We start from the raw sequence: 12,704 nt of genomic DNA, 5'->3' as shown, positions 1-12,704 counted from the left end.
CGCTTGGAGTGGGTGGATAAAGAAATTGATAACCCGTCTGCTCCGACAAGAATCGGCCGCGATCAATTGCTGGCGGAGTGGCAGAAACCGAAAGAAATTGAAACGGTGGATTATGTAGCAGATCAGCAAAAAGAAAAAGCGAATACAGAAGAGCAGGCAGAAGATCAGGAAGAAGAAGAGCGGCAATTCGTTGATGCGGAAAAAGCGATCGCATATGCTCAGCATATCGCCGACTCAGTTCATACCATTCCAGGGTTTGCCGAAACGGCAGCCTACTTACAGACGAAAGCTGCCCGCTTGAAAGGACAGGAGTTCACAGTCGCTCTGTTCGGTGCATTCAGTGCAGGGAAATCTTCTTTCTCAAACGCATTAATCGGTGAGAAAGTATTGCCGGTATCACCGAATCCGACGACTGCCGCAATCAACCGGATCCGTCCGGTGAGCGAAGAGCATCTGAATAATACAGCGGATATCCATTTGAAAGATGAGGCAACAATGACAAAGGATGTGGCGTTGTCATTTGAAGCGCTCGGCATCCGGATTGCAACGCTGGAAGAAGCATTTGCCAAAACGGATGAAGCGCTGAAACAGCCGCTTGAAGATGAGAATCTGCATATCCATAAATCGTTCATTCAGGCATTTAAAAAGGGTTATCCTGTTTATACTTCTGCACTCGGAACAACGTTGACAGTGGACCGCGAGGAATTCACGAAGTTTGTGGCGCAGGAAGACCGCAGCTGTTTCGTCGAGTCGATCGATTTCTTCTATGACAGCCCGCTGACACGCCACGGCATTACGCTGGTTGATACTCCGGGAGCGGACTCCATCAACGCGAGACATACCGATGTGGCGTTTGAATATATACGTAATGCCGATGCGATTTTATTCGTGACGTACTACAATCACGCGTTTGCCCGTGCAGACCGTGAATTCCTTATTCAGCTCGGCCGGGTGAAAGATGCATTTGAACTGGATAAGATGTTCTTTATCGTCAATGCGATCGACTTGGCTTCCAATGAAGAAGAAGGGGAAGAAGTGAAGAGCTTCGTGGCCGGCGAACTTCAGAAATTCGGCATCCGTAACCCGCGGGTTCATGGAATATCAAGCCTGGAAGCATTGGAAGGTAAATTATCCAATGAACCGAATCCGCTAATGCAGCATTTCGAAGAGAAATTTTACGCGTTTCTTGAACATGATTTGCGTGCGCAAGTTGTGCAAGCACTGGAAGAAGAGACAACGAAGACGGTCAGCCGTCTGGCATCACTGATTGACCGCACGATTCAGAACCGTTCACGCAAAGCGGAGAGACTGGAAGAGCTGGCTGCTGCTGAGCAGGCGATCAAACAGCGTTTTGAAAAGAATGCAAGTGAAGTATTGGTTAAAGCAACCCATGATGAATTAAGTGAACTTGTCTATTATATTCTGCAGCGGGTATTCCTGCGTTTCAGCGACTTCTTCAAGGAAGGCTACAGTCCTTCCACTTTCGCGAAGAACTCTACTGACAAGGCATTGAAAATCGCACTCGCTGAAACCGTTAATATGGTCGGATTTGATTTGTCACAGGAATTGAAAGTAACGAATTTACGGATCCTGCAGTATATGAAAAAGCAATTGCTGGAGCGTCAGCGAATGGAAGTCCGCGTACTTTCCGATATGGATCAATCCATCGTGCCTTCTCCGTATGAGCCAAACGATCAGGATATGTTGTCGTTTGAAACGCCGTATGAAGATCCGGGTGTATATAGTGCAGTGAATAAGTCATTCAAAAACCAAAAGACGTTTTTCGAGCGCGGGGACAGGGAAATACTTAGAGGACGCCTCGAAGATATATTGAAGAAAGATGCGTCAACTTATTTAGGCGAACAGAAGGAAAGAATTGAAAAATGGGCAGACCTGTGGATTGATGATGAAGCAGAAGCACTGCGCGTTCATTTATTGCAGGAAAGTCTTGTCCAGATTGAATCAGAGCGCACATTGCTTGATGGTTCGGAACAGCTTGAACAATGGCAGAGCATTTATGAAAAAATTCGTCAGGAGGAGCTGATTCAATAATGCAGGCATTTGTTTCTTTTGAAAAAGCGCAGACAGAAAATGCAAAATGGATCGATGCACGCTTTTCTCTTCAAAACAAGGATCTTGGAAAAGAAAAGTACAATGAAGAACATATTCAAAATGCAGTTCACTGGGATTTAGCCGATGATCTATCTGCAGAATCTGAAGGCGGCGGACGCCATCCGCTGCCTTCGAAAGAATGCCTGACCAAATTGTTCCGTACCAGTGGTTTGCAGCTGGAAGATACGATTCTGATTTATGATGAAGGCGGCAGCCCTTTTGCTGCACGTGCCTGGTGGATTCTGCAGTATGGCGGATTTACAAATGCCAGAATTTTAATTGAAGGCTATGAAGAGCTCAAGCAGAAAGGCGTGCCTGTCGATCATGAAACGTTCGTTTCACCTGCACAGTCGTCGGTTGAACCGGACTGGCAGGATCAGCTGTATGCAAGCAGACGTGAAGTGGAAGAGATAGCAGCTGGAAATGGACAGGCAATGCTCATCGACGCTCGTGCGCAAGAGCGTTACAGCGGTGAAAACGAACCGATTGATAAAAAGGCCGGTCATATTCCAACGGCACGTAACTTTGATTGGGAACAATTGAAATGCAATGGTCGTTATGATGTCCAGAACGCAGCCGGATCTCTGGAAAAGATAGCAAAGACGGAAGAGCCTGTTGTCGTCTATTGCGGAAGCGGTGTGACCGCCTCACCTTTATTTGCTGCGCTGACAGACTTAGGCTATTCCAATGTAAAGTTATATGTCGGCAGTTTCAGTGATTGGATTTCACAGGAAGATGCGCCGGTCGAAACGTCGAACTAACAGGAGCTGACCGAATTGCAGTATGCGTTACTCGGGGATATCCATTCCTCCCTTTTAGACCTGCACGCGGTGCTGGATCATATTTCTCGGGAAGCGCCGGATGCAAAATTGATCGGTACGGGTGATCTGTATGAGTGCACCGTCAGCAAAAAACATTTGACAGGACAGATTTATCCGTCTGTAGAAGACGTCATCAGACATCCGGATCGTTTGGATGATCTGCTCACTTTTCCCTCCATTTACGGCAATCAGGAAGAACGTATTCTATTGCTGACAGAACAAGCGGAATCATTGCGTGAAAAGCTGCAGAGCCTGCCGGAAACACTGGAAGCAGGAAAAGGAGTTGTCATCCATGGCCATCAATGGAAACCGGATGAAAAATCGGATTGGCTGAAGAATAATCTTCCTGCTGAGACGTTAGTGTTTCACGGTCATACACATCGCTCGGGCTATATGCAGAATGGTGTGGAGAAAGAGATTTCATTCGGGGCTGACATTTTGTTGTCGGGAGATGAGCAGATTGTCAATGTGGGTGCTGTAGTCGGGGCAAGGGAATGGGTATTGTACGATGAAAATAAAAACAGCATTCGATTTATGAAGGCATAGAAAAAAGCGAAGGGATTAGGATCCTTTCGCTTTTTTAGGTTAGATACTCTGAAAATAGTTCAGCCTTTAGACTTTTTTTGAACCTGAATTGCCTGCCTGGCCAGACTGTCGGCAGTACGGTTGCTGGAATCAGGGATCCACTTGATGAAGAATAAGTCGAAATGCTTTGCGAGCTTTAAAGCCTGCTGTAAAAACGGCGCATATTGCTCATTCTTAGTGAACTCTTTTTCCATCGACTGTACCACCACATTCGAATCAGAACGCACAGACACCATGCCGTCCGTAAATTTCACTGCTTCTTCAAGGCCTCTGACAAGCGCCTGGAACTCTGCACTGTGATTATTTGTAGGCTCGATCGCCTCGCTGATCCGCAAATCTTGGCCTTCCCCTTTAATATAAATACCGATCCCGCTTAAACCGGGATTTCCGGCACTGGCGCCATCTATGTAAACTTCCAGCAAAATCCTGGCCCTCCTCTCGTTTCATTCAGCAAAAGGTTGCAACTTGCAGCGGTCCCGCCTAAAATAGAAGGAAGAAAGGTGGGAGTTCTTTTCTGATGAATAAAGTAATGGTAATGAAAGATATTAATCAATTGCTCGATATATATTGTGAAGGATGTTACGTCAAAAAACAACTGATCAAAGAGCGGGGGAAGACTGGCGCCCATCAGTTTTGCATTTCTGAATGTACCATCGGTGAACAGCTGCAGTTTTTGGGGAGTGAAATCAATAAACTTGGGACTTCTCCCAAGTGAAAATACAGAAAAAGCATCCCACTTCTTACCAGAGGCGCGGATGCTTTATTTATCTTTAATAAGTAAAATTTCCGCTTTTGACGGAGTTCTTGTCTGCCGAGATGTTTTACATTTCTTCGTCGAGTGCTGATACATTTGCAGCCTGAGGACCCCGGTTTCCTTCAATTACTTCGAACGAAACAGTTTGACCTTCAGCAAGTGTCTTAAATCCATCTGTTGCAATTCCTGTGAAATGGACAAAAACATCTTCACCATCATCCGCTTCGATAAATCCATAACCTTTGTCACTGCTGAACCACTTCACCTTACCTTGGTACATGTAAATTCCTCCTCGGCAATTCAGAAATTCGTAGCGGCCATATGATCGCAGAGGCAAACTACAAAACGCCAAACTGCCTATATAGCTCCCTACACTATACATGAACGGTTTTATCACGTCAATAAAATGCAGAAACATTCTGAAGACTTTTTCCTCTAGTCAAATTATCCAGTAGAAAGTATTGGATTTTTTGCTGAGTCTCTCTATAATGAAGTAGTATTCATTTCATATTTTAGTATAATATAGGGAATCAGAAAAGGGGAAACGTCTAATGAAAATAGTCAAAATACTCACTCAGGTTGCGTTTCTTTATTTACTATTCCTGCTCGGAGATTTCTTGCGCTCCGTGCTTTCTATCCCGCTGCCGGGAAGTATTATCGGGCTCTTAATCCTTTGGACACTCCTGTCTTGTAAAATTATTCCGCTGGCCTGGGTTGAAAAAGGGGCATATGTCTTCCTGTCTACACTGCCGTTATATTTAATTCCGGCAACTGTAGGTGTCATGAATTACGGCTATATCTTTACCGGAAAAGGCATACTGCTCGTGATCATCACGATAGTCAGTACGATTATCACAATGGCCACAGCCAGCTGGGTAAGCCAGACGGTCGCAAAACGCAAGAGTAAAGAGGTGAAGGTCCTGTGAATGAATTAATACTCGCGCCGACGATGATTTTACTGACCATCATCCTCTATTTTTTTATGAACACTTTGTACGTACGCCTCCGGTCTCCTTTTTTGGTGCCGGTTCTGACAACGACGCTGGCTGTTGTAGCTGTGCTTACGCTATTCGGCACCTCCTATGAAACATACCTGATAGGCGGCCGGTGGATTGATGCATTTCTCGGTCCTGCAATCGTGTCGTTATGTATACCGCTATATAAACAGCGGGAATTGGTCCGTAAAAATGTGCTGCCGATCATCAGTGGAGTTCTAGCCGGAGGAGCAGTAGGAATGATCACGGGTGTACTGGCCGCCCGTGCGGCGGGTTTTTCGAAAGAACTTCTGGCGAGTATTCTGCCGAAATCCATCACTTCGCCAATCGCAATGCAAATCGCTGAAGAACTTGGCGGAATTCCATCTCTGGCAACCGTCTTTGTCATTATTGCAGGTTTGGCAGGAATTTTAATAGGTCCTCCTTTAAACCGCTGGCTGAAAATCGACACAGCACTTGGACAGGGGCTGGGGCTTGGGGTTGCGGCTCACGCCATCGGGACATCAAAAGCGCTTGAATACGGTGAACAGGAAGCTTCTATGAGCTCGGTTGCGATGACGTTATCCGCCATCGTAGGCGCATTGATCGGACCCTTATTCGGTATCTGGCTGTTCCCATAACTATGCAGGATTCCTATTCTACTAGGAATCCTGCTTTTTTTAATGCTTTTTCTGCTTCTGCAAGCTGTTCTTTGCGGGGAGCAGAAATAGTGTGAAGATGGACACCGCTGTCATCTAGATTCAGCAGATACGGTGCATTGGATTTTTTGATCTGCTGAATGAACGCCTTTACTTCCTGGCGGTTGCTCACCATGATGGAAGCACGGACATCCCCGTATACCGAATGTTCCACCCGTACATCTTTCACCGTAACCCCATGATCGACGAGAATATGGAGTTCTTCTTCCGTCTCTTCGGGCAGATGCCGGCAAACAATAATTTTTTCAAATTCAGCTTCCGCGGGAGATGCCGTATACAGATAACCTTGATTGGTTGCGATGATCGGCTCGTTTTTTGCTTTCAATAAATTAACATCACTGACGATTACCTGACGGCTGACGTTTGTCATTTCGCCTAAATCCCGTCCGGTGACCGGATGTCCTGCGTTTTGCAGTGTTTTGAGGATCAGGGCTCTCCGTTCTTCCCCCAGCACTTTTTCTTTATTCTGCATAGTAATCACCTGCTGTCTAAATGATAGTAGCTATCCGTTGATCCTTATTTTGCTCTTTAGCAATTTCAACCAGACAGCCTGCGAGCTGTTCCACGGTTTCCAAAGTAGAAGACCGTCCGAATGAAATCCGTAAAAAACCTTTGGCTTCGTCGTGCGGAATCTGCATTGCACTCATCGTCATGGAAGAATGCTGCTGTCCCACTTTACACGCACTGCCTGTCGAAACGGCAAAACCGCGTCTGTTTAATTCTAACATAATGAACTGGCCTTCTGAACGTTTGACACGCAGACCGATAATTTGCGGCAGCTGCTTAGTCTTGTGATGGGTGCCGTAAAAGGTAAAAAGTTCAGGATAAGGCGCGAGTAGTTGGAAAAAGGTGTTTCGCAGCAAACGGTAACGTGCTGCATCATCATGGCATTCCGCTATTTCTGCAGCAGTCACAAAAGCAGCAATCCCGGGAACATTCACTGTACCGCCGCGCAGTCCTTTTTCATGCACAGCTCCTGGAAAAAGCGGTACGATACGCAGCCGGGGAGCGATATATAAGGCCCCGACTCCTTTAGGTCCATAAATTTTATGACTGGAAAGTGAAAGGCTGTCCAGATAAGGAGTGATTTCGCGAATCGGCAGTTTTCCGAATGACTGTACGCAGTCGCTATGCAGAAGAATGCCTTTAGGCCTTACTGCATCAGATATTTTCCGAATAGGCTGGATCGTCCCGATTTCTGGATTGCAGTGCTGTACAGACACAATAATGGTCTGATCAGTAATCGCTTCATTCAGTTTTTTTATGTCGAGGAAACCCTCCGCATTATAGGGGACAAGCGTAATTTGAAATCCTTGTTCTTCCAAATAGGCAGCTGCTGAATGAACAGAAGGGTGCTCGGCGGCAGGCAGAATGAGGTGATTTCCTTTTCGCCGTGCGGACTGTGCAAGGGAAATTAATGCGAGCGAGTTGCTCTCCGTCCCTCCGGAAGTAAAGTAGATTCCTTCCGTATGTACACCGAGAAGTTCAGCCAGTCTTTGCCGGCAATGTCCCAGAACATTCTGTGCAATGCCGCCAGCATCATGCAGGCTTGTCGTATTGCCGAAATGTGTCCGTGAAGTTTCTGTGTAGACATCAGCTGCGTCTGGATCCAATGGAGTTGTTGCTGCGTAATCGAAATAGTGCAAATGAAGACCCTCCCTCTGTAAATTGTCTCTTCATCTTGTCATAGAATGATAAATATGTAAAGATAGGTGTAAAGACAGTTAAAAAACTACTACAGCTGGGAGAATGAATATGAATAAAATAAAACTGCAATCAATGCTCAGTAATTTTTTTGAGGAAGACATTGGGGATGGAGATTTATCAGCGGGCACACTGTTTCCGGCTGACGCAACAGGTGAGATGCATATTCTGGCCAGAGAACGGGGGATATTTTGCGGCACGGATATTATACAGCAGGGGTTTCATTTGCTGAATCCATCTGTAGAAGTCATGTGTTTAGTGGAGGACGGCGAAGAGATGGAAGACAGACAGCTGCTGGCGAAGGTCAGCGGGCCGGTGCGTGACCTGCTGGCTGCCGAGCGAGTCATCCTGAACTGCATTCAAAGAATGAGTGCGATTGCTTCACAGACAGCGTTTTTGGTGAGTCTGCTCGACGGGTCAGGAACCAGAATTTGTGATACCAGGAAGACGGCGCCCGGTTTGCGTATGCTCGATAAATATGCCGTCCGCGCAGGTGGTGGATTTAATCATCGCTACGGTTTATATGATGCAGTTATGCTGAAAGATAATCACCTGGCTTATGCCGGTTCCATCTCAAAAGCAGTCGGACAGCTCCGCAGCCGCCTAGGGCATACAGTAAAAATCGAAGTGGAAATCGAATCACGTGAGCAATTAGAAGAAGCTGTTCAGGCAGGTGCGGACATTATTATGTTTGACAACCGGACGCCGGCTGAGATTAAAAAGTGGCTTCCAATTGTGCCGATGCACATCATTACGGAAGCTTCCGGAATGATTACAGAAGAAAATATTGCGTCTTACGGCCATACGGGAATCCACTATATATCGGTCGGTGCCCTGACGCATTCGGTAATCGCAAAAGATATCAGTGCCAATATACATATTCGAAAGCAGGAGGATGAAAGATAATGTCGATTTTAGATATGGTAAAAGGCCGGACAGACGCCATGCTGCCCGAAAAATACAAAACAATGTCCACAGAGGAAATGGAAAAGAGAATACGTCGTATTAAACAATCACTCGGTACAAAACTTTTCATACCGGGTCATCATTACCAGAAAAATGAAGTCATACAATTTGCAGATGCGACAGGAGATTCACTGCAGCTTGCACAAATTTGTGCTGCTAATGAACAAGCAGAACACATCGTTTTTTGCGGTGTGCATTTCATGGCGGAAACAGCGGATATCTTAACGACTGATGATCAAACAGTCTATCTGCCGGATATGCGGGCAGGCTGTTCCATGGCGGATATGGCGGATATTTTCCAAACAGAACGAGCGTGGATAGACTTGCAGGAACGATTTGGAGATACCATTCTCCCCCTGACCTATGTCAATTCAACAGCCGCAATCAAAGCGTTTGTCGGACGTCATCACGGGGCAACCGTCACCTCATCAAACGCGCGGGAAATCGTTGAATGGGCTTTCACGCAGAAAAAACGTATCCTGTTTTTGCCTGATCAGCATTTAGGACGCAATACAGCGTTTGATCTGGGAATCCCGCTTACGCACATGGCTGTCTGGAACCCTATTTCCGATATACTCGAGTATGACGGAACAGACAAGGACTGTCAGGTGATTTTATGGAAAGGGCATTGTTCTGTGCATGAAAATTTCACGGTGGAAAATATCCGTCAAATACGTGAAAACGAACCGGACCGCCGCATCATCGTACATCCTGAATGCACGCATGAGGTAGTGAGGAAATCGGATGACAATGGTTCAACTAAATATATTATTGAACAAATTACGGCAGGAGCGCCGGGAACCAAGTGGGCAATCGGTACGGAGATGAACTTGGTTAACCGTTTGATCGAGAACCATCCGGAACAAGATATCATTTCACTGAATCCATTGGTGTGTCCTTGTCTGACGATGAATCGCATCGATCTGCCGCATCTATTGTGGTGCCTGGAAAATATTGTAGAAGGAATCGCTCAAAACGTCATTACAGTGGACGAGGCAACTTCCTCTGAAGCTGTTTCAGCGCTTGACCGGATGCTGGAAAGCGTTTGAAATTATCAGAATGCACTTGACAATCACGCCGGATATTGTATGATGGTTGAAAATGAATGTTGAACGAAGATGAAGGACCAGTAGACAAAATACGTGTGCAAGAGAGCGGAAACCGGCGGCTGAAAGTTTCTGTCACATTGTATTTGCCGAACCTGCCTTCGGAGTCCTATGTAAACATAGGCGCGCACCCCGGCGTTATGGGGAAAGCGGGATTCATAGTATGGATCCAATGATGGTGGCACCGCGGAAGCTAAGTCCTTTCGTCCTGATATTACAGGACGACTGGGCTTTTTTATATGAATTCAGCAAAAATCTGCTGAATTCATATAAAAAGCCTCCGGCGGATGTCATGGATTTTGCAAGGAGTTAATCGAGCGGGCTCGATTCAAAATCCAGACGCAATCACTCCAAGGCGTGATTGATATATATCTAAAGCGAAAAGCGCCGTTTAGCCTCGACAGGCGTTGAAGGGTTTAAAAATAAAGGCGTCCTTTGCCTTTATCTTTAAAACCGAAACGACCCGAGAGGCTGGCGCTTGCAGCTGGATGTATCTAAAGCGGAAAGCGCCGTTTGGCCTCATCAAACGTCAAAAAGTGTAAAATAGATGAATCATCAGTGGAAATATAGAAACGGCAGGCGAATGAAAAATGAAAAAACAGCGGATTGTAGTGAAGATTGGAAGCAGTTCTTTAACGAATGACAACGGGGAAATCGACCAAATAAAGTTTAATGACCATGTGGATGCACTGGCAATGCTGAAAAATGCCGGGCATGAAGTCATTGTCGTGTCGTCAGGTGCCGTTGCAGCAGGTTTTGCCAGATTAGGCTATCCGTCCCGTCCTGTTACGATCAAAGGAAGACAGGCTGCGGCTGCAGTCGGCCAGAGTCTGCTGATCCAGTCTTATATTGAACGGTTCAGCGAACATGGTGTCGTTCCTGCACAAATTCTGCTGACCAGACAGGACTTCTCCAACCGCGATCGCTACCGCAATGCGTTCGCCACAATGTCGGAACTGTTGGAACGGGGCATCGTGCCGATCATCAATGAAAACGACACCGTATCGATTGACGAATTAACTTTCGGTGATAATGATATGCTGTCTGCACTTGTCAGCGGCTTTTTGCATGCCGACCAATTAATTATTTTAACGGATGTCAATGGAATCTATACGAGCAACCCGAGAAAAGATCCGGATGCCGTACGGCTGACAGAATTGAATGAAATAACAGATGAGCTGCTTGGCGGAACGGACGACCTTGGTTCTAAAGTTGGTACCGGCGGCATGCGTTCGAAGTTGCTCGCTGCCAAGACGGCGCATACGCTGGCTGTCCCTGTTTTCATTGGAACAGGAAAAGGTTCTTCTAAGCTATTGGATATTTTGCAGGGACTTGGCGATGGAACCTATATTTCCAGTCCTCTCAGCCAAGGCATTAATACAAAGCGCCAGTGGATTGCGCTGCATTCAGAATCCACGGGTCGTTTATATGTAGATAAAGGTGCGGAGAAGGCAGTTTTGTATAACGGCCGCAGTCTTCTGCCGGCAGGCGTCTTTAAAGTGAAGGGCGATTTTGAAGCAGGAGAAGTGGTGGAGGTATATGGCGTGGAAGGTTTAATCGGGAGAGGCGAAGTGACCTATTCTTCCGCGCAATTGCGTGAGTTATTGGCAGAACGCGGTATGAATCCCGAACTGTGTGCGCCGATGATTGAAGTGATTCACCGCGACCGCTGGGTGGAAGTCAATTAAAAGGAGAGATAGATGATGAGTGAGATCAAGAGAAAAGGAAAAGCCGCGAAAGATGCAAGTTATGCGTTGAATATGGCTACGACAGAAGAGAAAAATGAAGCGCTGAAACTGATTGCCGATCAGCTGCTTGAAGAAACAGATCATTTATTGACTGAGAATAAGAAAGATATTACTGAAGGGCGTAATAATGGGATTGAAGCAGCTGTCCTTGATCGAATTTTATTGACGGAAGATCGGATAGAAGCGATGGCGGAAGGTGTACGTCTGCTGATTGACCTGAAGGATCCGATAGGTGAAACATTGGAAGAAATCAACAAGGAAAACGGTTTGCATATCATCAAAAAACGTGTGCCGATCGGCGTCATTGCAATGATTTATGAAGCGCGTCCGAATGTGACGATCGACGCTGCCTCACTGGCACTGAAAACAGGAAATGCCATGGTGCTTCGCGGCAGTTCGTCTGCGAAATATTCTAATTTGGCACTGTGGCACGTTATTCAGAGGGCATTAGAGAAAAGTGCACTGCCTGTGGATTCTGTCCAGTTAATTGAAGATACGAGCCGGGAAACTGCGAAAGAATTGTTTACTCTGAATGAATATTTAGATGTGCTTATTCCACGAGGCGGCGCAAAATTAATTCAAACGGTCATCCGTGAATCAACAGTGCCAGTCATTGAAACAGGTGCAGGAAACTGTCATTTATTCATTGATGAATCGGCAGATATGCAGATGGCGATTGATGTAGTCGTAAATGCAAAAACACACCGCCCGTCCGTATGTAATGCAATTGAAACCGTCCTGATCGATAACCAGTGGCTGCAGAAAAATGGTGAAAAATTAATCAGCACATTGCGCAGCCATAAAGTACAGCTGCTGGGAGATGACAGAATTCATCAGTTTGATTCGTCAATTCCACAAGTTGAACAGGATGACTGGTCGAGCGAGTTCCTTGATTTGACGCTGCGCATGAAAGCGGTGGATAATTTGGAAGAAGCTTTGCAGCATATTCAGCAGTACAGCACGAAGCATTCGGAAGGCATCATTACGCAGAATGATGCAAATGCAGAGAAATTCTTAAACAGTGTGGATGCTGCGGCTGTCTATGTGAACGCCTCGACTCGTTTTACCGATGGATTTGAATTCGGCTACGGCGCGGAAATCGGCATCAGTACGCAAAAGCTGCATGCGCGCGGACCGATGGGGTTAGAGGCATTGACTTCATCTAAATTTGTAATCAGAGGGACTGGCCAGATCAGATAATCTAGGAGGATGTTA

15 protein-coding genes are annotated in these 12,704 nt (G+C 46.2%); 11 read left to right on the top strand and 4 right to left on the bottom strand.

Annotated elements, in window-relative coordinates; all coding sequences use genetic code 11:
• The 3 genes from GDZ68_RS17215 to GDZ68_RS17205 all read left to right on the top strand — a co-directional run.
• The coding region (locus tag GDZ68_RS17215; RefSeq protein WP_194841221.1) for a dynamin family protein at positions 1-2,052 on the top strand (2,052 nt) is incomplete at its 5' end.
• On the top strand, positions 2,052-2,873 hold the full coding sequence (locus GDZ68_RS17210; protein WP_228551151.1) for a sulfurtransferase: 822 nt from the start codon (positions 2,052-2,054) through the stop codon (positions 2,871-2,873). The genes GDZ68_RS17215 and GDZ68_RS17210, both read left to right, overlap by 1 nt.
• A gap of 15 nt (positions 2,874-2,888) precedes the next feature.
• Positions 2,889-3,479: a metallophosphoesterase family protein gene (locus GDZ68_RS17205; RefSeq protein WP_194841220.1), complete on the top strand. Its 591-nt coding sequence runs from the start codon at positions 2,889-2,891 to the stop codon at positions 3,477-3,479.
• 59 nt (positions 3,480-3,538) lie between these two features.
• Here GDZ68_RS17205 and GDZ68_RS17200 read toward each other — a convergent pair whose 3' ends face one another.
• On the bottom strand, positions 3,539-3,940 hold the full coding sequence (locus tag GDZ68_RS17200; RefSeq protein ID WP_153723552.1) for a reverse transcriptase-like protein: 402 nt from the start codon (positions 3,938-3,940) through the stop codon (positions 3,539-3,541).
• Between the two features lie 95 nt (positions 3,941-4,035).
• On the opposite strand from GDZ68_RS17200, the gene GDZ68_RS17195 reads away from it, so the two are divergent.
• On the top strand, positions 4,036-4,233 hold the full coding sequence (locus tag GDZ68_RS17195) for a zinc-finger domain-containing protein (RefSeq protein WP_153723551.1): 198 nt from the start codon (positions 4,036-4,038) through the stop codon (positions 4,231-4,233).
• Positions 4,234-4,339: 106 nt separating this feature from the next.
• Here the strand turns inward: GDZ68_RS17195 and GDZ68_RS17190 are convergent, their stop codons facing one another.
• On the bottom strand, positions 4,340-4,552 hold the full coding sequence (locus GDZ68_RS17190; RefSeq protein ID WP_153723550.1) for a cold-shock protein: 213 nt from the start codon (positions 4,550-4,552) through the stop codon (positions 4,340-4,342).
• Between the two features lie 271 nt (positions 4,553-4,823).
• Between GDZ68_RS17190 and GDZ68_RS17185 the strand changes: the two genes are divergently transcribed.
• A complete protein-coding gene (locus GDZ68_RS17185; RefSeq protein ID WP_153723549.1) occupies positions 4,824-5,198 on the top strand; it encodes a CidA/LrgA family holin-like protein in 375 nt (124 codons plus the stop codon).
• A complete protein-coding gene (locus GDZ68_RS17180; protein ID WP_153723548.1) occupies positions 5,195-5,887 on the top strand; it encodes an LrgB family protein in 693 nt (230 codons plus the stop codon). Before GDZ68_RS17185 ends, GDZ68_RS17180 begins: the two co-directional genes overlap by 4 nt.
• Before the next feature lie 13 nt (positions 5,888-5,900).
• Here GDZ68_RS17180 and GDZ68_RS17175 read toward each other — a convergent pair whose 3' ends face one another.
• A complete protein-coding gene (locus tag GDZ68_RS17175; protein WP_153723547.1) occupies positions 5,901-6,437 on the bottom strand; it encodes a transcription repressor NadR in 537 nt (178 codons plus the stop codon).
• Between the two features lie 16 nt (positions 6,438-6,453).
• Positions 6,454-7,611 carry an IscS subfamily cysteine desulfurase gene (locus GDZ68_RS17170; RefSeq protein ID WP_153723546.1) on the bottom strand — a complete coding sequence of 386 codons (1,158 nt, stop codon included), beginning with the start codon at positions 7,609-7,611 and terminating at the stop codon, positions 6,454-6,456.
• 109 nt (positions 7,612-7,720) lie between these two features.
• Here GDZ68_RS17170 and nadC point away from each other — a divergent pair, with 109 nt between their 5' ends.
• The 5 genes from nadC to GDZ68_RS17145 all read left to right on the top strand — a co-directional run bounded on the left by nadC (position 7,721) and on the right by GDZ68_RS17145 (position 12,689).
• A complete protein-coding gene (nadC, locus tag GDZ68_RS17165) occupies positions 7,721-8,575 on the top strand; it encodes a carboxylating nicotinate-nucleotide diphosphorylase (RefSeq protein WP_153723545.1) in 855 nt (284 codons plus the stop codon).
• Complete coding sequence (gene nadA, locus GDZ68_RS17160; protein ID WP_153723544.1) at positions 8,575-9,684, top strand: quinolinate synthase NadA; 1,110 nt, start codon at positions 8,575-8,577, stop codon at positions 9,682-9,684. Before nadC ends, nadA begins: the two co-directional genes overlap by 1 nt.
• 56 nt (positions 9,685-9,740) lie before the next feature.
• Positions 9,741-9,917 (top strand): hypothetical protein, encoded by a 177-nt coding sequence (locus GDZ68_RS17155; RefSeq protein ID WP_153723543.1) that lies wholly within the window; start codon positions 9,741-9,743, stop codon positions 9,915-9,917.
• Between the two features lie 414 nt (positions 9,918-10,331).
• Positions 10,332-11,429 (top strand): glutamate 5-kinase, encoded by a 1,098-nt coding sequence (gene proB / locus GDZ68_RS17150; protein WP_153723542.1) that lies wholly within the window; start codon positions 10,332-10,334, stop codon positions 11,427-11,429.
• A gap of 15 nt (positions 11,430-11,444) precedes the next feature.
• The gene (locus GDZ68_RS17145) at positions 11,445-12,689 is read left to right on the top strand and encodes a glutamate-5-semialdehyde dehydrogenase (RefSeq protein ID WP_153723555.1); all 1,245 of its coding nucleotides are present in this window, start codon (positions 11,445-11,447) and stop codon (positions 12,687-12,689) included.
• Positions 12,690-12,704: the final 15 nt, after the last annotated feature.

It is taken from the genome of Sporosarcina cascadiensis (assembly GCF_009650995.1).
GTDB classification, from domain to species: domain Bacteria; phylum Bacillota; class Bacilli; order Bacillales_A; family Planococcaceae; genus Sporosarcina; species Sporosarcina cascadiensis.
This window is presented reverse-complemented; position numbering and strand designations above follow the sequence as displayed.

Excerpts from the sequence above, each read along its gene's own strand:
- GDZ68_RS17175 (WP_153723547.1), bottom strand. The coding sequence starts at position 6,437 with ATGCAGAATAAAGAAAAAGTGCTGGGGGAAGAACGGAGAGCCCTGATC.
- GDZ68_RS17155 (WP_153723543.1), top strand. The coding sequence starts at position 9,741 with ATGTTGAACGAAGATGAAGGACCAGTAGACAAAATACGTGTGCAAGAG.
- GDZ68_RS17190 (WP_153723550.1), bottom strand. The coding sequence starts at position 4,552 with ATGTACCAAGGTAAGGTGAAGTGGTTCAGCAGTGACAAAGGTTATGGA.
- proB (WP_153723542.1), top strand. The coding sequence starts at position 10,332 with ATGAAAAAACAGCGGATTGTAGTGAAGATTGGAAGCAGTTCTTTAACG.
- GDZ68_RS17145 (WP_153723555.1), top strand. The coding sequence starts at position 11,445 with ATGAGTGAGATCAAGAGAAAAGGAAAAGCCGCGAAAGATGCAAGTTAT.
- GDZ68_RS17210 (WP_228551151.1), top strand. The coding sequence starts at position 2,052 with ATGCAGGCATTTGTTTCTTTTGAAAAAGCGCAGACAGAAAATGCAAAA.
- nadC (WP_153723545.1), top strand. The coding sequence starts at position 7,721 with ATGAATAAAATAAAACTGCAATCAATGCTCAGTAATTTTTTTGAGGAA.
- GDZ68_RS17185 (WP_153723549.1), top strand. The coding sequence starts at position 4,824 with ATGAAAATAGTCAAAATACTCACTCAGGTTGCGTTTCTTTATTTACTA.
- GDZ68_RS17195 (WP_153723551.1), top strand. The coding sequence starts at position 4,036 with ATGAATAAAGTAATGGTAATGAAAGATATTAATCAATTGCTCGATATA.
- nadA (WP_153723544.1), top strand. The coding sequence starts at position 8,575 with ATGTCGATTTTAGATATGGTAAAAGGCCGGACAGACGCCATGCTGCCC.